Source organism: Bdellovibrio sp. SKB1291214 (genome assembly GCF_002209355.2).
In the GTDB taxonomy this organism is placed as follows: domain Bacteria; phylum Bdellovibrionota; class Bdellovibrionia; order Bdellovibrionales; family Bdellovibrionaceae; genus Bdellovibrio.
Genome location: NZ_CP106855.1, coordinates 3,596,720 through 3,615,035 on the forward strand (window position 1 = coordinate 3,596,720; position 18,316 = coordinate 3,615,035).

The following is an 18,316-nucleotide window of genomic DNA, read 5'->3' on the forward strand; positions in this document are numbered from 1 at the left end:
TGAGTCATTCAAAATGAGACAGCGCCCAAAACTATTTAGAAGAACGTTACCGAAAGGTGGAGCCATGAACGATAACAATTCTACGATCCTGCCCTCTTCTCAGAATGCTAACCAAATCATGTGGAATACAAACACAACTTCCAAAGTGATGGAAAACAAGACCATCGTCTACCAATCCGAAGTTATGGGTAACTTGATGAAGATGATCGACCGCGTAGCTCCTTCTGCGGCAAACATCTTGGTACTTGGTGAGTCAGGTACTGGTAAAGAGTTGATCGCTCGTTCAATCCACGAACGTTCAAACCGTAAAAACAAACCATTCATCGCGATCAACTGCGGCGCTCTTCGTGAAACTTTGCTTGAGTCTGAGTTGTTCGGTCACGAAAAAGGTTCATTCACTGGTGCTTACAACCGTAAAATCGGTTTGGCTGAAGCAGCTAACGGCGGGACATTGTTCCTAGATGAAATCGGTGAACTTGATCCAGCTATCCAAGCAAAACTTTTGCGCTTCATCCAAGAAGGCGAAATGTTCCGCGTAGGTGGCAAAGAGCCAATCAAAGTAGACATCCGTTTGATCTGTGCGACGAACCGTGAGTTGGACCAAGAAGTTGTTCGCGGTAACTTCCGTGAAGACTTGTTCTATCGTATCAACACGATCGTAGTAAGTGCTCCGCCACTTCGTCGTCGTAAGGAAGACATCCCTTCATTGGTGAATCACTTCCTTAATAACTCTCAACATGCATACTTGAACCGCGGTCGTTCAGTTTCTGAAGACGCGATGAAAGTTTTGATGAAATACGAATGGCCAGGTAACATCCGTGAACTTCAAAACGTATGTGAGCGCCTTCAGATTTTGTCTGACGGTCACATGATCATGTTGAACGATCTTCCAGAGAACATCAGAAACCCTGAGACTCAAAAAGACGTGATCGAATACGATCCAAACATGACTTTGCATGATCTTGAAAAACGTTACATCTTGAAGGCTCTTCAGCACTTCGGTGGTAACAAAACTCAAGCTGCTAACAACTTGGGTATCACGATCAAGACACTTTATAACAAACTTCATGAGTACGGCGAGTTCGAAAAATTCGCAGTTCACACGAAACCAGTGAAGTAGTCTGTTTACACTCCGGCTCTGCCGGAGTAACTCTCCAAAATTCAAATAACGTTCTAAGGCCTGTCGGGGTTCCTCTCTCTTCCCTCGACAGGCCTTTTCTTTTTCCCTTAGGGAACTGTTGCCTGGCGGCGGAGATTGTCTCTGTTTAAGACATAGACACCTCGGTGTGAGTTTATTTCAATCTGAGGGTGGTCTGGATTCTGCTTTGTTAGTTGGTGTTGAAAAACTAACTTTTTGCCCCTGAGGGCGTAGCAAGGTGGAATTATGAAATCATTCAAAGTTATGATCGCTATGGCAGCTATCACTTTCTGTGGTTCAATCTCGATGGCGATTTCTGCAGAACAAAGAGAACAATGTCTTTCGATCATGTTGAGAGAATCACTTCCAACGACTCAAGGTATTTCTCAAGACCAAGTTGATATGCTTAGAAGAGCTTGTAACTCCAGTATGATGAACGACGGCCGCGAATACGCAGGTTGTATGCTTCAACTTCAACGTGCGGGTGTGCCAGTTGGAACCAATACAATTGTACCAAGCCAAAAAGCCGTGACGGGCGCAGCACTTTGCTCTCAAGGCACTAACTTCGAATTGAACACTTGTATTGCAAATCAAGTTCAAGCGTATAAAGCTAGAGGTTATAGCTCTCAAAATTCAGCTTACCAAATTGCTCAGCAAGCTGCTCAGGACTGCCGCTCTTATTCTCCGGCTTTGATTTCTAATTTACTAACAAACGGCGCTTCATATTCTCAAACGAAATCAAATGAACAAATCGTTCAAGAGTCTATTGAGGACCTAGCGAAATACACAAACGATCCATCATACCGTAAACCAATGGGCTACCAAGGTGGCAGCAGTGCTTCTTCCGTTTCGCAAGTTCCACAACGCCGTCATCAAGTAGCTGTTCCGGTGCAACAAGCTCAACCAGAGACAAGTTCTATGGGCACAACTTCTTCAATGACGGATCTTCCAGAAGTTGAATAGTTAGATTTTCGCGACGGCCGCTTTGATGTCGGCAAGATCGTGATACAAGCCAAAACCGAATCTTAAACGTGAACCCCGGGAGTCTGTCAGAAGGCCCCGGGTTTTCATTTTTTTAACCAGATCCGTTGTAACTTCTGTCGATGGCAGATCAAATGTTAGAAAATGCCCATGATTTTTAAGGTCGGTCGCTATCAGGGTTTGGCGGTTCACCAGAGGGTGTCCTGACTTTTCGACCTCTTCCAAAAACCATTTTTGGCTTTGTTGCACGACTTCGTGAATTCTCGTGATCGTTAAGCCTTCGTCTTTGAACTTTTCCAACGTCGCGATCAATCGATACATCGCTGAAAAATCCATGGTGCTTCCAGCATACTGAAAGGCATCTGTCGGATATCCAACTTCATTGCCGATTGCCGAAAGTTTGGAAAGCTCCGCAAACCAACCGGTGTACATAGGACGGTGTCGAGTCGCGGGTGGAACATACAAAAAGCAGCAGCCCTCGCCACCCTGAGCATATTTGTAAGATCCGGCTACGTAAAAAACGCGATCTTGAATAGGCTTCAAATTCAAAGGTACGGCCATAAAGGAGTGATACCCATCAATCACGAACGGACATTCTGAAGGAGCATCTTTTACTAGTCTTTCAACATCGCAAACCAATCCTGAATTAAAAAACACATGACTTACAAAGATCAAATTCCAATCGGCCGATTCCATCGCTTGTTCAAAACGTTCATGGAAAGTATCAAAGGGGAGAGTTGGAATTTTTACGACCTCAAATTGAGGAAGTTCGGACAGACGATTGATCTGACGATCGAAAGAATAAAATTCCGAGTCAGTCGTCAATACTCGAATTTTCTGATTCCAGTCCAGCGAACTTAAAAGGCGGAATACAATTTCATGAGTGTTGGGAGCAAATACCAGCTGCTGCGGGTGAGATATATTTAAAATCTCGGCAATAAGGCGTTGCGCCTGCGGTACTTTTACCGAAAAGATATGATTCCATTTATCATCAACGTGTTTTGCAGAATCGTCCCAATACTGAAGTTGAGCTTCGCGGCTAATATCTGCCCAATAATGGTGGCTATGGCAAGCAAAGTGGAGCAGGGTGGGGTTCGCTTCAATGAATCGACGGTAGAGATGTTTGTACATGAAGCGATGATAATAAAAAAGGGAGTCGTTGACTCCCTTTTTTTGATTGCGATGTGCAATTAGATACTAGAAGTAACCTTCGTCATCGCCTTCTTCGTCGTCTTCTTCATCATCTTCGTCTTCATCGTCAGACTTGTCTTGCAGGTCGTCTTCAGATTCTTCGTCTTCCATGTCTTCGAAAGAGTCGTCAGAAGATTCACCTTCTTCAGATTCTTCGTCGTCATTCCACTCATCATCAGAAGATACAGCTTCGTCTTCGATTTCAACCATTGAATCCATTTCTGCTTCGTCGTCGAAGTCAGAAGTCATTTCAACTGGAGCTACGGCTGCAACTGGTTTTACTTCTTTTTCAGCTTTCGCCTTTGGAGCTGCGGCTTTTTTTGGAGCCGTTTTTTTTGCTGCAGGTTTTTTAGCGGCTTTTTTAGGAGCTGCTTTCTTTGCAGTCGCTTTTTTAGGAGCAGCTTTTTTAGCTGGTTTAGCAGCTTTCTTAGTTACTTTTTTAGCAGCTTTTTTTGGAGCCGCTTTTTTCGCTGGTTTAGCAGCAGCTTTTTTAACTGCTTTTTTAGCTGGCTTCGCAGCTTTTTTAGTTACTTTTTTTGCTGGTTTTGCTTTTGCTTTTTTCTTTGCCATGGTGGTGCTCCCTCGAGGTAGTCGTCTATAGAAAATCCAATGCCTTCATAGACTAACTAGGTTTGGCAGGTCAGGCAATTCAAAATAGAATCTCCACATTTGGTCTGGTTTTCAGAGGGAAAACTGTCTTTCATTACGGAAAATAAAGGTCGAACAAAAGTTTTTATTCGAAGGACTCATGGGATTGAAGCGACGGAAGGTGCACGCCGGGGAGGGGTGCTTAGCAATCCTAAGTATATGAATTCATTATCGTAAAAGCAAAAACCCGGCAAGTTTCCTTACCGGGTTTAAGTTGTTTAAGTAACTTCGTTCAGTCCGTTGATCCGAAATTAACCGATTAGTTTCAAAGCCAATTGGTTAGTTTGGTTCGCTTGAGCCAAAGTTGAAGTACCAGCTTGCAACAAGATGTTGTTACGAGTCATCTCTGAAGATGCTTGAGCTACGTCAGTATCACGGATACGTGAGTTAGCTGCAGACATGTTCTCAACTGTAACACCCAAGTTGTCTACTGTTGAAGTCAAACGATTTTGAAGAGCACCCAAGTTAGCGCGAGTACCGTTCACTGAAGTTTGAGCATCATCAAGCTTGTTAAGAGCTTCTTGAGCACCTTCTTTAGAAGAGAAATCAAGACCAGAAAGACCCAATGAATCCAAAGTTGCTACGTTTTCAGCTGCTTTGAAGGAGATACGATCTTCTTCAGCATTATTGTGAATACCTACTTGGAAATCGAAGCTTGGTGAAGAACCATCCAACAATTTAGTAGTACCCCAAGTTGTAACGTTAGCGATACGTTGCATTTCGTCTTTAAGTTGAACAACCTCTTTATTCAACATGCCGCGCTCTTTGTCACCGATAGTGTCAGAAGAAGCTTGGATACCTAGCTCACGTAGACGTACGATGATGTTACCGATTTCGTTCAAGCCGCCCTCAGCAGTTTGAACCATAGAGATACCATCGTTCGCATTGCGTTGTGCTTGTGAAGCAGAGCGGATCTGAGCTTTGAAGCTTTCAGAAATCGCCAAACCTGCAGCGTCATCAGCAGCTTTATTGATACGTGAACCAGAAGCTAGTTTCGCCATTGAGTCTTGAATAGTTCTTTGTGAACCAACCAAGTTTCTTTGAGCGTTAATAGCAGCCATGTTTGTTGTTACTCTCATTCCCATTTTAAAATCCTCCGTTAAAATTTATTTTTCATAATTAAAAACCCTCCTTGATTGTTGTTTGGGTGAGCAGAACCTACTTCTGCTTGCCCGGCACTGACATCCGAGTCTGTGCTTTGGCCGTTTAGCCTTGTGGACCATGCTGTGCTTTATGCTCATTCAGGTTTCTCAACCTCTTGTTCCGCCGCACAGCTTTGAACAATCTGTTGTTCATTTTTATTTCATCCTTGAAGGCCCTCCTTTCGGTATTAGCAAGAGAGTGACCTTCTCTCTTGACTCCTTCTGAGTGAATCTTTGATGTGATTAAGATCGGGATTTGGTGGGCGCTCTTGACAGGACGTCAGACGGGTTTTGTCTTTTTTAAACAATACTGGTCAAAGGCCAGATCGAGGATTCAAGACGTAAGATTGTCCTGAATCACTAAGATACAATACTTTCAGAGGGAAAATCCGTGTTTTCCTAGACGAAGATAATGTCAAAGTTTCAGATCGGACATTGGTTAGAAAAATTCTCGGGTGTGTGAATTATTGACCGAGCGAAGGCGACTCCATCTGTGTTCACAGAGAATGAAGAAACGCTATTTCCGACTGAAAAAAGACAAAGCTTAGCTAAATTTTGCGCAGTGGTTAAACGATTTCGATAAAGCGGCAGAATGCCATGTTTCCCGCCAATTCATACTGGTGGTTTTGTGTGGCCTTAAGGTGATGGCTCGTATCGTACCCAATAGTACAAAGGGTCTTAGTTTCGTCAAAATGAGTACAGTCTTCGCAGGAAAAGCGTGTGTCGTACTTCATATAATCAACAGGATTGACCCGGTCCTTGAACATGGAGGGACGGATGCGAGGTTTGGATTTACCTGGTCCTTTAGGATTAACGATACCTGGCATTTTATAAATTCCTTAGAGTTGACAATGGCGAAATAGACCTCATCCTTTAATCAGATGGAGGTGCTATGAGCAACGATATTGAAAAAATGACGCGAAAGAGCCAGGAGGCCATGCAGGCTGCTGCAAAGCTGGCGGAACGCAAGTCAAACCCATCTGTTGAACCTGAACATCTTCTGATTGAACTGGTACAACAAAGCGAAGGTATTATTCCTCGTCTTTTGGATAAATTAAATGTCACTCAGGCCGATTTCCTGGGTGATCTCCGTAAGAAAATCGATCGTTTCCCAACAGTCACGGGCAGTGGACAAAAACAGTTCGCTAGCCCTCGCCTTGAAAAAATCTTTAGGGGCGCCGAGGTTGAGGCCGACGAATGGGGTGATGCTTACATTTCAACAGAGCACTTCTTTTTAGCGATGCTAAAAGGGACTGATTCGGAAATGAGTGCTTTCTTTAAAAAGTTTAATCTGAACACTGATAAAGTTAAAAATGCTTTGCGTGAAATGCGTGGCAATCAAAAGGTGACAGATGACGATCCTGAAAATAAGTACGAAGTTTTGACAAAGTATGCGCGAGATCTGACAGCGTTGGCGGCAGAAGGAAAGTTAGATCCTGTAGTAGGGCGTGACGAAGAAATTCGTCGGGTTGTCCAAGTTTTGTCCCGTCGTACTAAAAACAATCCTGTTCTAATTGGTGAACCGGGCGTCGGTAAAACGGCCATCGCCGAAGGGTTGGCTCTGCGTATTTTGAAACATGATGTGCCAGATAATTTAATTGGCAAAAAATTGATGTCTTTGGATATGGGAGCTTTAATCGCGGGCGCAAAATACCGTGGTGAGTTTGAGGACCGCCTAAAAGCCGTTATCAAAGAAGTCACATCCAGCGAAGGTCAGATTATTTTATTTATCGATGAACTTCACACATTAGTCGGCGCTGGAAAAACAGACGGGGCTATGGATGCGGGGCAATTGCTGAAACCAGCGTTGGCGCGCGGGGAACTTCGCTGTATCGGTGCCACAACTTTGGATGAGTATCGCAAGTATATCGAAAAAGATGCGGCCCTTGAGCGCCGCTTCCAAACGGTCATGGTGGAAGAACCTAGCGAAGAAGACGCGATTACAATTCTTCGCGGCTTGAAAGAAAAATACGAAGTCCATCATGGTATTCGGATCACTGACTCGGCCTTGGTTTCTGCCGTGAAACTTTCTCGGCGCTATATTACCAACCGCTTTTTGCCAGACAAGGCGATCGATCTGATCGACGAAGCTGCAAGTAAGCTAGGTATCGAAACTCGTTCTGTCCCTGAAGAAGTGGATAAAATTGAACGTGAATTGATGCAGCTTCGAATTGAAAAAGAAGCTTTGAAAAAAGAAAAAGAAGAAGGCGCGAAAGAGCGCATCACTGTGATCGATAAAGAGATTACAGGCTTAAGTGCAAAAAATCAGCTTCTGCGCGAGCAGTGGGAATTTGAAAAAGGTGGTATCACTCAAATCAAAAAACTCAAAGCAGACATAGAAGACTTGAAAGTCGCAGTCGCTAAAGCGGAACGTGAAGGTGATTTAGGGAAAGCAGCAGAGCTTAAGTACGGCACGCTTCCAGAGACAGAGAAAAAACTGAAAACTTTGGAAGAGCGCAGTAAAGAGCAAAACGGCCACGAAAGCCGCATGCTGAAAGAGGAGGTCGGTCCTGAAGACGTGGCAGAAGTTGTTGCGAAATGGACGGGCGTTCCGGTCAGTAAAATGCTTGAAAGCGAAGGTCAAAAGCTGTTGCACATGGAAGATGAACTTAAAAAACGTGTCGTGGGTCAAGATCACGCGCTGTCAGTGGTGGCCGATGCCATTCGCAGAGCCCGCGCGGAAATCTCGGATCCAAATCGTCCCATTGGAACATTCATGTTCCTAGGGCCCACAGGAGTCGGTAAAACGGAAACTGTGAAGGCCCTGGCTGAATTCTTGTTTGATGATGAACAGGCAGTTGTTCGAATCGACATGAGTGAATACATGGAAAAACACGCCGTCTCTCGTCTAGTGGGAGCGCCTCCGGGATACGTTGGTTACGAAGAGGGCGGCCAGTTGACTGAAGCCGTTCGTCGCAGACCATACAGTGTTGTGTTGTTGGATGAAGTTGAAAAGGCCCATCCGGATGTATTCAATATCTTGCTTCAGGTATTGGATGACGGTCGTCTAACAGATGGTCAAGGTCGCACCGTGGATTTCAAAAACACAGTGTTGATCATGACATCGAATGTAGGATCTCATTCTATCCTTGATGCAAAAATGTCAGAGGACGCAAAACAAAAAGCTGTGACCGAGGCCTTGCGCGAACATTTCCGTCCTGAGTTCTTAAACCGTATCGACGAAGTTGTGATCTATCACTCTTTAGGTCAGGAACAAATCGCGGGAATTGTACAAGTGCAGTTGGATTTGGTTGCACAAAGATTGAAAGGCAAAAAAATCGGTATATCTTTCAGTAAAGAGGCTGTCGATTTCTTAGCTCGAAAAGGTTACGACCCAATCTATGGTGCGCGCCCTTTAAAACGTGTGATTCAAACAGAGCTGTTAAATCCGCTCTCGAAACAGATTATCAGTTCGAGTGTTAAGGCGGGTGACACTGTTGAAGTAAAGACGGATGGTCATCATTTAACATTCTAAGTCTGGCACAAGTTTCGCTTAACTCCAAGATAGGCAGGCAATGATGCTTGCCTATCTTTAAGGAGTCCTAAAATGGGAACAGACAAATTCAACCAGCAAAATTCATCATCCTCATCAGATAAATCTGGCAACAGAGCTGAAGATCAAAGAAGAGAATCTTCAAATTCATCTAATCGCAACGAAAGCTCAAAAGATTCGCAAAGATCATCAAGCCAAACGGGCTCTGACAGAAATTCTTCTTCTGGCAGAAGATAACTAGAATTTAAAATTTATGATTATGAAAAGGGCTTCTGAAATAGAAGCCCTCCTTTTTGTGGAATAAGACAGAGTCAAATACTCTTGAGGAGTCAAACTGCCCCGGGGAAAGTTTCCCATCGGTTGGGGCAATTTGCCTCTGTAAATATCTACCTAGGTCCGCGACGTCCAATCATATTCACGAAGAAACTGATAACTGCCAGTACCAGGAAGACGATTAACAGAAGACGACCCACTTCCATTGAAAGGCCGGCGATGCCATTTGCCCCTAAAACGAAAGCCACGATCGCTAGAATGAAAAATGCTATTGCTGCACGTAACATTTATTACCTCCTCAGTAGTTGTTACGAACTCTTGATAAGCAAACCCGATGCCAGCCATTATAAAGTAGGGTGTCGTTTCCCAAGTTTTCGATAAAGTGTCTTACGGTCTATTCCCAGATCCCGCGCGGTCTTCTCTTTAGCCCCCTTGTTCAATGACAAGGCGTATTCAATATATAGCTGCGTCATCTCTTCCATGGAAAGTATCTTCGAAGACTCGTCGACCTTGCCGTTTATGAAATTCAACGTGTTTTGTTTTTGCAAAGTCAGTGCGCCCACTTGTGGATGCAGGTCATCCATTTCGATATGCGAGTTCATTGACAAAACTACGGCGCGTTCAATCCGATTTTCCAGTTCACGAACGTTGCCTGGCCACTGTTGCTGCATGAGGAATTCGTTCGCAGCCGGGGTGAACCCTAAAATCTTCTTCTCATTGGTTATGGAAAATTTCTGCACGAAATGGTTGGCGAGCGGCAAAATGTCTTCTCGGCGATCTCGCAGCGACGGAACATTGATACTAATGACGTTTAATCTAAAAAATAAATCCTCGCGAAACTTTTTGGTCTGGACAGCACGATGAAGGTTCTCATGGGTCGCCGCAATCACTCGGATGTTAATCGGGCGTAAAGTGTTTTCCCCCAGACGCTTAATTTTGCGTTCTTGCAAGACTCGCAAAATCTTAGCTTGCAGATTTAATTCAAGATCCGCAATTTCGTCTAAGAATAATGTTCCACCCTCGGCCTCTTCAAAAAGACCGATCTTGTTTGTGGTCGCTCCTGTAAAGGCGCCTCGAGCATATCCAAATAATTCTGATTCTAAAAGATGATCGGGGATGGCGGCACAGTTTAACGCAATAAAACCGCGACTGTTTCGGGGGCTTTGTTCGTGAATGAACTTGGCGACAACTTCTTTACCAGTTCCACTTTCGCCAGTGATCAAAACATTGGAGCAGCTCTCGGCCACTTTTCGAGCCATGGCCAGAGCCGAAAGGAAGGCGGGACTTTCTGCGATAATGTCTCGACCTTCTTTCATTTTGAATTCTCCTATAGGCTTCCGCCACCTGATAAGATGATGAAATATTGAACTTCCTCATCAGGCATTTTGTATCCATATTTGTCATGTCGTGATTGATAGTACTTCGTCACTTGGGCGCCGCCACCAATACGCAGGCCTCCAATGGCAAAAATCAAACCGGCTTTTCCGAAATAGCCGCTGGCATCTTCGTTAGCAAAGCGAAGGCCGGGACCGGCAAACAGTTCGACCCCAGCGCCGCCACCCGAAGTGTAAAATCCCGTGCCAAAAATAGCAGCTGTGTCCAAACCATATGTTGTATCGATGGAGGAGCCGAACTGAGTGAATACGGAGTTTCTCCAATTCAAATAGTTAGTAACATACCAGTTTAACCCGACATCGATTTCCGTGTAAGTGTTTCCATTGTAAGTGCCTACTCCCCCCGAGAGGTCATAGGACATGTCAGAGCTTTGCGCCGCCCAAGCTGAAGTGGAAATAAGGCCGCTAAGGATCGTAAAAACAGTAATAAGTTTTTTCATAAAATCATCTTCCAAACCGCTGTCGCGCGGGTCAACGATTTTGGGCCGATATCCAGCTTTCAACACAGGGAAAATAGGGATGCTTTTCTTGCCATTTCCTCGGTGTAAGTGTAGTTTCCAGCCATTCAAGCAGAGGCCCCTATGTTTTCTGGAATCGTCGAATCCGTTATGCCGATTGAAAGCTCCGAAGAGCTTCAAAATGCCTATCGCATCAAAATTAAAAAACCTTCTGAATTCAATGATTTAAAGCTTGGCGACAGTATCGCATGCGATGGTGTTTGCCTGACGGTGGAAGCCTTTGACGACAAACACATGACGTTTGCGTTGGCGGCAGAAACCATCAAAGTCCTTGATTGGAACCCAGGCAGCTGGCTTGGCAAAAAGGTCAATTTAGAAAGATCTTTGCGTTTCGGCGATAGAATCCATGGTCATTTGGTGACGGGGCACGTTGATAGTTTGGGCTCCGTGACAAGAGCTGAGCTTATTGGTGAGTCGTTTTTTTTGGACGTAAAAGTCCAAGATACGATCCTGCCGTATGTATGGAAAAAGGGCAGCATTACGCTTAATGGTGTGAGTCTGACGGTTAACGAACTGGATAAAAACACGGTTTCTGTATGCCTCATTCCCGAAACAATTAAACGCACGAACTTGGGTGACTTAAAACCTGGTAGCAAAATCAATGTGGAGCCTGATTACATGGCTCGCGCGATCCAACGTTCTCTTGAAGTTAAAAAGGACTAAGCAATGTCATTCAATACAATCTCTGAAATTCTTGATGATGTAAGAGCCGGTAAAATGGTTATCCTGGTGGATGACGAGGATCGCGAGAACGAAGGCGATCTGATCATGGCTACGGATCATATCAACGCTCAAGGGATCAACTTCATGATTTCTGAAGCGCGCGGTTTGGTTTGCTTGTGCATGACTCCGCAACAAATGGATCGGCTGCAATTGCCATTAATGGTTCGTGACGAGTACAACTATGCCCCAAATAAAACGGCATTTACTGTTTCCATCGAAGCAGCTGAAGGAATCTCGACAGGTATATCTGCTGCAGACCGTGCTCATACTTGTAAAGTGGCGGCAAATCCTCATGCGAAGCCGACAGACGTGCACATGCCAGGTCATATCTTCCCAATTCGCGCCCAACAAGGTGGCGTATTGAAACGCGCTGGTCACACCGAAGCGTCAGTTGATTTGGCTCGCTTGGCGGGCTTGAATCCTGCGGCAGTGATTTGTGAGGTGATGAATCCAGATGGTTCCATGGCCCGCGTTCCTGACCTAAAAGAATTCGCCAAAAAACATAATATTAAGATCGGAACGATCGTTGATTTGATCGCTTACCGTTTGGCCAATGAAACATTGGTCGAAGAGCTAGCGAATATTCCTCTTCCAGCCTCTTTTGGCGAAGGTTACAAGGCCCGCGTATTCCGTTCCACAGTGGACGGTCTTGAGCACCTGGTGATTCAAAAAGGCGAGATCAAAAAAGATCATCCGTCGTTAATTCGTGTTCATGTCGACAACTTCACTCGTGATTTCATGGCTATCGTACACGGAGGAGCTTCCTCTGTTGTCGAAAGCTTGAAAATGATCGAGGAAGCGGGCAGTGGCGCCTTCGTTCTTCTTCGCGGTAACAATCGTACGATCGGACTGACGCAAGAACTTCACGCCTTAGTAGGTATGGAAGATCTTCGTCCTTCAACGCCATTGATGGACGAGCGTGATTACGGTATCGGTGCACAGATTTTGCGCGAGATCGGAGCGAATAAAATCCGTTTGATCACAAACAAGCCCGAGAAAAAAGTCGGCTTGAAAGCATTTGATTTAGAAATCGTTGAAATTGTAGCAATTGAAAATCTTAAAGGGGCTCACTAATGGGTAACATCAAAGTTGGCGTTGTCACTGCACGCTGGAATTCAGAAATCACTCAAAAATTGGAAGAGGGAGCAATCTCTTACCTTGAGTCTTGTGAAGGCGTTGAAATCTTCGCAGCTCTTGTTCCTGGTGCGGTAGAAGTTCCATTGGCGTGCCAAGCTTTCTTAGATGCCGGTTGTGATGGTGTGGTTGCTTTGGGTGCTGTTATTCGTGGGGAAACTTCTCACTACGATTATGTCTGCAATTCAGTGACTGATGGTATCACTCGCTTGATGCTTGATTATAAAAAACCAATCGGTTTTGGTATTTTGACAACTGAAAACGAAGAGCAAGCTATCGCTCGTACGGGCTCCGCGGAACACATGAATAAAGGTGAGGAAGCGGCTCAAGTGGTTATGGAAATGATTGGCTTGGTGGGTGAAATCCCGGCAACGATGAAAACAGCTCAGCAAATGGCATTGGCGCCAGCTCCAAAAGCTAAAGCGAAAGGTCCCAAGGCGGCAAAGGCAGCTAAGAAAGCTCCTGCGAAAGCAAAAAAATCCGCGAAAAAAGGAAAAAAGTAATTTAGCATTGGAGGTCGCAAGGTCCGACGGGACTTTGCGACACTCAAACAAAGGGAATAACTAAGTGAGCGAAACTTCAAGGGATGAATTTCTACCACATGGTCCACAGGAGTTTAAAAAAAGAAGACGCGAGATCTTTATCGTGCTTGTCGTCTCTTTCATGTTCGTTCTGCTGACTTGGTTTGAAATCCGCCTGTTCGCAACCAGCCAACAACTTCCTTTTGTTCACTCCATCTTCTTTTTTGGTCTCGTAAATTTTAATATCGTCCTGTTGTTGCTTTTGCTGTTCATGATCTTCCGAAATATCGTGAAGGTCTTCGTTGAACGTCAGGGCAAAATCTTCGGTAGCAGTCTTAAAGCAAAACTTGTCGCCGCATTCGTTGCGTTCAGCTTTATCCCGACTGTGCTGATGTTCATCATTTCCGTATTCTATATCAACTCCAGCTTCGACAAATGGTTCAGTGCAAAAATGGCAGGAGTTCTAAAAAGCTCCATCGAAGTCACGAATGCTTACTATTTCAATGCCAAGAAAAAGAACTATCACTTTGCCCATCAGATTGCTGATTCGGTTCGTCCGCTCAATAACTCTGCAGATATCAAACGTAAGGTTGAACAACTTCGCAAAGAGTTCAGTCTTGATGCGGTTGAATATTATCCCTCTTTGTTTGGTAAGCGCGTTGTCGTTTCTGCCGAGGATGACACGGTTCCTACGGTTCCCGCCGTATCGTTAGAGTTCCTGCAAAAAGGTATTAAGGTTCAAGCGGAAGCTTCCATCATCCATCAATTTGGGGATGGGAATCTCGTGCGTGTGATCGTTCCAGTGAAAGAAGGCGCTGATCGCGGAGCCATCGTGGTTTCCAGTTTTTTACCGCTTTCTCTGGTTAGTAAGATGGATGATATTTCAACGGCCTATGATGAATTCCGAGACATCAATCCCCTAGAGTATCCTCTTAAGTCTATATATTTGATCATTTTGGTTCTAATGACTTTTGTGATCTTGCTAGCAGCGACTTGGTTCGGATTCTACTTGGCTCGACAGCTTTCAATTCCTATTGTGCAACTGGGGCGCGCGACTCGTCGAATTGCAGGCGGGGATTATACACCGCTTGAGATTAAATCAGGTTCTGAAGAAATCACGGATCTTATTTCAAGTTTCAATCAGATGACCGTGACTCTAGAAAATACATTAGAAGAACTAGATCAGCATGCTCGTTACACGGACACCGTTCTTCGTAACGTGAACACCGGGGTGATCTCGGTTGATCAGGCTGGGCGTGTTTCAACGATCAATCGTCACGCAGCTCAGCTGCTTAAAATTGATCCTGAACGCTATATCGGTAAATCCGTGCGAGATTTATTAACTTTAGAGTATTTCAGAACCTTCGCGGATCTTTTAAAGACGATGCAGGATCATAAGATCGAAAGTATTCAAAAAGAGTTCCGCCTGAACGTGCAAGGGGAGGCAATTCCTTTGCAAATGAGTCTTTCAATCCTAAAGGATGAAAAAGGCGAAGCAGTCGGTAAGGTCCTGGTATTTGACGACATGACTCCCATCGTGAACGCGCAACGTTCAGCAGCTTGGACCGAAGTGGCACGTCGTATCGCCCATGAAATTAAAAATCCTCTGACGCCTATTAAACTTTCAGCAGAACGCCTGCAAAGAAAGTTCGGTGCTTCGATCACTGATCCAGCCTTCAGCGAATGTACGACGATGATCGTAAAACAGGTGGATGGTCTGAAAAACTTGGTGAACGAGTTCAGTAATTTTGCTCGCTTGCCCCAGGCTCGTCCTGTCGTTGCAAACTTTAACAGTGTGGTTGAGGAATCCTTAGGGCTTTATCGCCAAGCTCATCCGAATGTAATTTTCGATTTCAAACCGGATCGTGATTTGCCAGAGTTCAAATTTGACCCCGATCAATTCCGCCGAGTTTTGGTCAATCTTGTGGATAACGCTGTGGCTGCTGTGGCTAAAGAACCACAACCAAATGTCCAAATAGCCACACTTTACTCCAAAGATATTAAAACCATGCGCATGACAGTGGCTGACAATGGAGACGGAGTGTCAGCCGAGCAAAGAAACCGTATTTTTGAACCGTACTACTCTACAAAAGAGGGCGGAACTGGTTTAGGCTTACCTATCGTGAAAAGAATCATCGAAGACCACAACGGATTCATTCGCGCGACGGCCAATGAACCAAAAGGTCTGAAATTGGTGATCGAGATCCCTGTAAACGAAGTGGGCGCCTGGAAGCCCGCTGAAGAATAGAAAGAAGGTCCGTGATGACGGCTCTATCGACTAAAATTCTGATTATTGATGACGAAGCACCGATTCGTGATGTGCTTTCAGCCTCTTTAAAGGATGAAGGTTATCAAGTATTTCTAGCACACGACGGAGAGTCGGGTTTGCAAGCCATCAAGGACGTACAACCTGATATCGTTTTCCAAGACATCTGGATGCCAGGTAAATTTGATGGTATCGAAGTTCTAACTCGTGCTCGTAAAGAACACCCGAATGTCGAATTCGTGATGATCTCTGGTCACGGAACAATCGAAACAGCAGTTAAAGCTACAAAATTGGGTGCTTGGGATTTTATTGAAAAACCACTTTCTATGGATAAGATCCTGATCGTGATTTCAAACATCTTAAGCTTCCAACAAGCTAAAGAAGAAAAATCACTTTTATTGAACAAGCTTCGTAAGTCCATCGCTTTAGTGGGCGAGGCTCCCTCGATTGTAGCTACAAAACAAGTGATCGCACGAGTTGCTCCGACAAACTCTTGGATTTTAATTCAAGGTGAAGCGGGTACAGGTAAGGAACTTGTCGCGCAAAACATTCACTACCTAAGTGGTCGTGCCAGCCGTCCGTTTGTTGAAATTAACTGCGGCGGCATCCCCGAAGACCTTCTTGAATCAGAAATTTTCGGTATCGAAAAAGGTGCCATGCCAGGTGTGGACCGTGCGAAAAAAGGCAAGTTGGATCTGGCACAAGGCGGAACTTTGTACATCGCTGAAATCAGCGAAATGAACAAAGACGCGCAAGCAAAACTTCTTACATATTTGGATGAAAAAAAATATCGTCGCGTCGGTGGATCTGAAACTATCGAAAACGATGTTCGCGTGATCGCGGCGTCTTCTAAAGACTTAGACAAAGAAGTTAAGGAAGGCCGTTTCCGCGAAGATCTATACTATCGCCTGAACGTGATTCCATTCCGTGTGCCAGCTCTTCGCGAGCACCCGGAGGACATCCCAGTTCTAGTCTCATACTTCTCTGATAATGTAGCCCGCGAAAGCGGTTTCCCGAAAAAAGCTATCAGCGAGCAAGCAATGAATAAAATGCTTTCTCACGCGTGGACGGGGAACGTGCGCGAGCTAAAAAACTTTATCGAACGCGTTTACATCCTTACTCCCGGTGAGTTTGTCGACGTTCACGACCTGCGTTTCGCAGGTTTGATCGACAAGGACGATGAAAAGGGCTTCGAAATGCAAGACCTGTCCACGTTCCGCGATGCTCGCGCGCAATTCGAGAAAGAATACCTTCTTCGCAAGATCAACGAAAACGGCGGCAACATCTCTAAAACTGCCGAAGTGATCGGTCTTGAAAGAAGTTACCTGCACAGAAAAATTAAAGCTTACGGTATAGACACTAAAGACATTTAAGGATTAGACATGTCAGATACAGCGATTAAACCAACACGTTCTGAAAATTACCCTGAGTGGTACCAACAAGTTATCACAGCAGCTGATATGGCCGAAAACTCTCCCGTCCGTGGTTGCATGGTGATTAAACCTTGGGGCTACGCTGTATGGGAAAACATGCAAGCGGTCTTGGATCGCATGTTCAAAGATACGGGTCACGTAAATGCCTACTTCCCATTGTTAATTCCGCTCAGCTTCTTGGAAAAAGAGGCTGAACACGTCGAAGGCTTTGCCAAAGAATGTGCTGTCGTGACTCATCACCGCTTAAAGGGTGATGGAAACGGCAAACTCGTTCCAGACGGTGAACTTGAAGAACCACTTATCATTCGTCCAACATCTGAAACAATCATCGGTCACCAATTCGCAAAATGGGTAAAGTCCTATCGTGACCTTCCTGTTTTGATTAACCAGTGGTGTAACGTGATGAGATGGGAAATGCGCACGCGCATGTTCCTCAGAACTGCAGAGTTCTTGTGGCAAGAGGGTCATACAGTTCATGCGACTGCCAAAGAAGCCCAAGAAGAAACTTTGCAGATGCTGGACGTGTATGCTGACTTCGCAGAAAACTACATGGCGATGCCAGTGATCAAGGGGATGAAAACGTCAGACGAGCGTTTCCCAGGTGCGGTTGATACCTATACGATCGAAGCCCTTATGCAGGATAAAAAGGCTCTTCAAGCAGGGACATCTCACTTCTTGGGTCAAAACTTTGCTAAGGCTTCCGGCATCAAATATTTGAGCGCTGAGGGTAAAGAAGAAACAGCATGGACAACTTCATGGGGTGTTTCCACTCGTCTTATCGGGGGCTTGATCATGACCCATTCTGATGACAACGGTTTTGTGGTTCCACCAAGAATCGCTCCATTGCACGTTGTGATCGTGCCAATCTACCGTAACGACGCCGAAAAAGCGCAAGTTCTTGAATACGTAAACAGCTTGGCTAAAGAAGTTAAAGCGCAAAGCTATAACGGTGGCTCGATCCGCGTAAAAGTCGACGACCGCGATATCCGTGGCGGTGATAAAGCATGGCAATACATTAAACAAGGTGTTCCAGTGCGCGTGGAAGTGGGTCCTCGTGACATGGCAAAAGGCGAAGTATTCGTCGGCCGTCGTGACAAAGGCCCGAAAGAAAAAGCCGGCCAAGCCCGCGATGCATTTGTTCAAGGCATCAGTGCATTGTTGCAAGAAATCCAAGATGGTTTGTTCGAAAAAGCGAAAGCTTTCCGCGACAGCAATATCAAAAAAATCACAGACCTTAAAGAGTTCGAAGCGTATTTCAAAGGCGAAGAAAGCTCTGCCCCGGGGTTCGCACTGGTTCCATGGTGTGAAGATGGTATTGGTCATGATTTGCTGGGCCAGCTGAAAGTCACTCCACGTTGCGCACCGTTGAAGCAAGAGCCAATCTCGGGCAACTGTATTTTCTCTGGTAAGCCAGCAACAAAATGGGTGTTGTTCGCTAAATCATACTAAGCAATTAGCCAA

At 45.1% G+C, this 18,316-nt stretch carries 17 protein-coding genes; 10 read left to right on the top strand and 7 right to left on the bottom strand.

Annotation, left to right across the window (positions count from 1 at the left end; translation table 11 throughout):
• Positions 1-64 precede the first annotated feature (64 nt).
• Together B9G69_RS17665 and B9G69_RS17670 are read left to right on the top strand one after the other, a co-directional pair.
• A complete protein-coding gene (locus tag B9G69_RS17665) occupies positions 65-1,120 on the top strand; it encodes a sigma-54 interaction domain-containing protein (RefSeq protein ID WP_088615338.1) in 1,056 nt (351 codons plus the stop codon).
• Positions 1,121-1,384: 264 nt separating this feature from the next.
• Positions 1,385-2,101 carry a hypothetical protein gene (locus B9G69_RS17670; protein ID WP_088615337.1) on the top strand — a complete coding sequence of 239 codons (717 nt, stop codon included), beginning with the start codon at positions 1,385-1,387 and terminating at the stop codon, positions 2,099-2,101.
• Here the strand turns inward: B9G69_RS17670 and B9G69_RS17675 are convergent, their stop codons facing one another.
• The 4 genes from B9G69_RS17675 to B9G69_RS17690 all read right to left on the bottom strand — a co-directional run bounded on the left by B9G69_RS17675 (position 2,102) and on the right by B9G69_RS17690 (position 5,927).
• Positions 2,102-3,250, bottom strand: coding sequence for an aminotransferase class V-fold PLP-dependent enzyme (locus B9G69_RS17675; protein ID WP_088615336.1), 1,149 nt, complete (start codon positions 3,248-3,250; stop codon positions 2,102-2,104).
• Between the two features lie 66 nt (positions 3,251-3,316).
• A complete protein-coding gene (locus tag B9G69_RS17680) occupies positions 3,317-3,880 on the bottom strand; it encodes a hypothetical protein (RefSeq protein WP_088615335.1) in 564 nt (187 codons plus the stop codon).
• Between the two features lie 329 nt (positions 3,881-4,209).
• Positions 4,210-5,043 (bottom strand): flagellin, encoded by an 834-nt coding sequence (locus B9G69_RS17685; protein WP_088615334.1) that lies wholly within the window; start codon positions 5,041-5,043, stop codon positions 4,210-4,212.
• A gap of 623 nt (positions 5,044-5,666) precedes the next feature.
• Positions 5,667-5,927 (bottom strand): hypothetical protein, encoded by a 261-nt coding sequence (locus tag B9G69_RS17690; protein ID WP_088615333.1) that lies wholly within the window; start codon positions 5,925-5,927, stop codon positions 5,667-5,669.
• Positions 5,928-5,992: 65 nt separating this feature from the next.
• Between B9G69_RS17690 and clpB the strand changes: the two genes are divergently transcribed.
• Both clpB and B9G69_RS17700 read left to right on the top strand, forming a co-directional pair.
• Positions 5,993-8,575, top strand: a complete 2,583-nt coding sequence (clpB, locus tag B9G69_RS17695) for an ATP-dependent chaperone ClpB (protein ID WP_265437878.1) — start codon at positions 5,993-5,995, stop codon at positions 8,573-8,575.
• 72 nt (positions 8,576-8,647) lie between these two features.
• On the top strand, positions 8,648-8,830 hold the full coding sequence (locus B9G69_RS17700) for a hypothetical protein (RefSeq protein WP_088615332.1): 183 nt from the start codon (positions 8,648-8,650) through the stop codon (positions 8,828-8,830).
• A gap of 149 nt (positions 8,831-8,979) precedes the next feature.
• On the opposite strand, the gene B9G69_RS17705 is transcribed toward B9G69_RS17700, so the two are convergent.
• The 3 genes from B9G69_RS17705 to B9G69_RS17715 are packed head-to-tail and all read right to left on the bottom strand — an operon-like array spanning position 8,980 to position 10,700.
• The gene (locus tag B9G69_RS17705) at positions 8,980-9,153 is read right to left on the bottom strand and encodes a DUF1328 domain-containing protein (protein ID WP_088615331.1); all 174 of its coding nucleotides are present in this window, start codon (positions 9,151-9,153) and stop codon (positions 8,980-8,982) included.
• A gap of 57 nt (positions 9,154-9,210) precedes the next feature.
• Positions 9,211-10,182, bottom strand: coding sequence for a sigma-54 interaction domain-containing protein (locus B9G69_RS17710; protein WP_088615330.1), 972 nt, complete (start codon positions 10,180-10,182; stop codon positions 9,211-9,213).
• Positions 10,183-10,193: 11 nt separating this feature from the next.
• Complete coding sequence (locus B9G69_RS17715) at positions 10,194-10,700, bottom strand: hypothetical protein (RefSeq protein WP_088617161.1); 507 nt, start codon at positions 10,698-10,700, stop codon at positions 10,194-10,196.
• A gap of 141 nt (positions 10,701-10,841) precedes the next feature.
• Here B9G69_RS17715 and B9G69_RS17720 point away from each other — a divergent pair, with 141 nt between their 5' ends.
• From B9G69_RS17720 to proS, 6 genes are all read left to right on the top strand, one after another.
• On the top strand, positions 10,842-11,441 hold the full coding sequence (locus B9G69_RS17720) for a riboflavin synthase (RefSeq protein WP_088615329.1): 600 nt from the start codon (positions 10,842-10,844) through the stop codon (positions 11,439-11,441).
• Between the two features lie 3 nt (positions 11,442-11,444).
• Positions 11,445-12,575: a 3,4-dihydroxy-2-butanone-4-phosphate synthase gene (ribB, locus tag B9G69_RS17725; protein WP_088615328.1), complete on the top strand. Its 1,131-nt coding sequence runs from the start codon at positions 11,445-11,447 to the stop codon at positions 12,573-12,575.
• The gene (gene ribH, locus B9G69_RS17730) at positions 12,575-13,138 is read left to right on the top strand and encodes a 6,7-dimethyl-8-ribityllumazine synthase (protein ID WP_088615327.1); all 564 of its coding nucleotides are present in this window, start codon (positions 12,575-12,577) and stop codon (positions 13,136-13,138) included. Before ribB ends, ribH begins: the two co-directional genes overlap by 1 nt.
• Before the next feature lie 64 nt (positions 13,139-13,202).
• Positions 13,203-15,404 (top strand): sensor histidine kinase, encoded by a 2,202-nt coding sequence (locus tag B9G69_RS17735; RefSeq protein ID WP_088615326.1) that lies wholly within the window; start codon positions 13,203-13,205, stop codon positions 15,402-15,404.
• 14 nt (positions 15,405-15,418) lie between these two features.
• Positions 15,419-16,795, top strand: coding sequence for a sigma-54-dependent transcriptional regulator (locus B9G69_RS17740; RefSeq protein WP_088615325.1), 1,377 nt, complete (start codon positions 15,419-15,421; stop codon positions 16,793-16,795).
• A gap of 9 nt (positions 16,796-16,804) precedes the next feature.
• A complete protein-coding gene (gene proS / locus B9G69_RS17745; protein ID WP_265437879.1) occupies positions 16,805-18,304 on the top strand; it encodes a proline--tRNA ligase in 1,500 nt (499 codons plus the stop codon).
• The last annotated feature ends 12 nt before the right edge of the window (positions 18,305-18,316 follow it).

What these genes read in the sequence shown, in the direction of transcription:
- B9G69_RS17700 (WP_088615332.1), top strand. Translation starts at nt 8,648, where the DNA reads ATGGGAACAGACAAATTCAACCAGCAAAATTCATCATCCTCATCAGAT.
- clpB (WP_265437878.1), top strand. Translation starts at nt 5,993, where the DNA reads ATGAGCAACGATATTGAAAAAATGACGCGAAAGAGCCAGGAGGCCATG.
- B9G69_RS17720 (WP_088615329.1), top strand. Translation starts at nt 10,842, where the DNA reads ATGTTTTCTGGAATCGTCGAATCCGTTATGCCGATTGAAAGCTCCGAA.
- B9G69_RS17670 (WP_088615337.1), top strand. Translation starts at nt 1,385, where the DNA reads ATGAAATCATTCAAAGTTATGATCGCTATGGCAGCTATCACTTTCTGT.
- proS (WP_265437879.1), top strand. Translation starts at nt 16,805, where the DNA reads ATGTCAGATACAGCGATTAAACCAACACGTTCTGAAAATTACCCTGAG.
- B9G69_RS17710 (WP_088615330.1), bottom strand. Translation starts at nt 10,182, where the DNA reads ATGAAAGAAGGTCGAGACATTATCGCAGAAAGTCCCGCCTTCCTTTCG.
- B9G69_RS17680 (WP_088615335.1), bottom strand. Translation starts at nt 3,880, where the DNA reads ATGGCAAAGAAAAAAGCAAAAGCAAAACCAGCAAAAAAAGTAACTAAA.
- B9G69_RS17690 (WP_088615333.1), bottom strand. Translation starts at nt 5,927, where the DNA reads ATGCCAGGTATCGTTAATCCTAAAGGACCAGGTAAATCCAAACCTCGC.
- B9G69_RS17740 (WP_088615325.1), top strand. Translation starts at nt 15,419, where the DNA reads ATGACGGCTCTATCGACTAAAATTCTGATTATTGATGACGAAGCACCG.
- ribH (WP_088615327.1), top strand. Translation starts at nt 12,575, where the DNA reads ATGGGTAACATCAAAGTTGGCGTTGTCACTGCACGCTGGAATTCAGAA.
- B9G69_RS17685 (WP_088615334.1), bottom strand. Translation starts at nt 5,043, where the DNA reads ATGGGAATGAGAGTAACAACAAACATGGCTGCTATTAACGCTCAAAGA.
- B9G69_RS17705 (WP_088615331.1), bottom strand. Translation starts at nt 9,153, where the DNA reads ATGTTACGTGCAGCAATAGCATTTTTCATTCTAGCGATCGTGGCTTTC.
- ribB (WP_088615328.1), top strand. Translation starts at nt 11,445, where the DNA reads ATGTCATTCAATACAATCTCTGAAATTCTTGATGATGTAAGAGCCGGT.
- B9G69_RS17675 (WP_088615336.1), bottom strand. Translation starts at nt 3,250, where the DNA reads ATGTACAAACATCTCTACCGTCGATTCATTGAAGCGAACCCCACCCTG.
- B9G69_RS17715 (WP_088617161.1), bottom strand. Translation starts at nt 10,700, where the DNA reads ATGAAAAAACTTATTACTGTTTTTACGATCCTTAGCGGCCTTATTTCC.
- B9G69_RS17665 (WP_088615338.1), top strand. Translation starts at nt 65, where the DNA reads ATGAACGATAACAATTCTACGATCCTGCCCTCTTCTCAGAATGCTAAC.